1 protein-coding gene is annotated in these 432 nt (G+C 78.5%); it reads left to right on the plus strand.

From position 1 onward, the window contains the following. On the plus strand, positions 1-432 hold a 432-nt coding region (locus G3I71_RS48040; protein ID WP_164325269.1), incomplete at both ends, for an SOS response-associated peptidase.

Genomic DNA, 432 nt, shown 5'->3' on the forward strand with positions numbered 1-432 from the left:
ACGCGCGCGTCGAGACCGTCGCCGACAGGCCCGCGTTCGCGCGCGCGTTCGCCGCGCGCCGCGCGCTGCTCCCGGCCGACGGCTACTACGAGTGGCAGGCCCCGCCGGACGCGCCCGCCGGGGCTCCCCGCTCGCGCCGGGCCCCGAAGCAGCCGTTCTGGATCCACCCGGCCGACGACGACCTCGCGGCGCTCGCGGGGCTCTACGAGTTCTGGCGGGACCCGAGCAAGGCGGACGACGCGCCCGACCGCTGGCTCGTCACCGTCACGGTCGTGACGCGGCCCGCGACCGAGGCGATGGCCCCGATCCACGACCGCCAACCGGTGATCCTGCCGCGCGACGCGTGGTCGGCGTGGCTCGACCCCGCGGTCGGCGCCGACGAGGCGCGCGACCTGCTCACGGTCGCACCCCCGCGGCTCACCGCGGTCCCGG

Source organism: Streptomyces sp. SID12501, assembly GCF_010550245.1.
Lineage (GTDB): Bacteria > Actinomycetota > Actinomycetes > Streptomycetales > Streptomycetaceae > Streptomyces.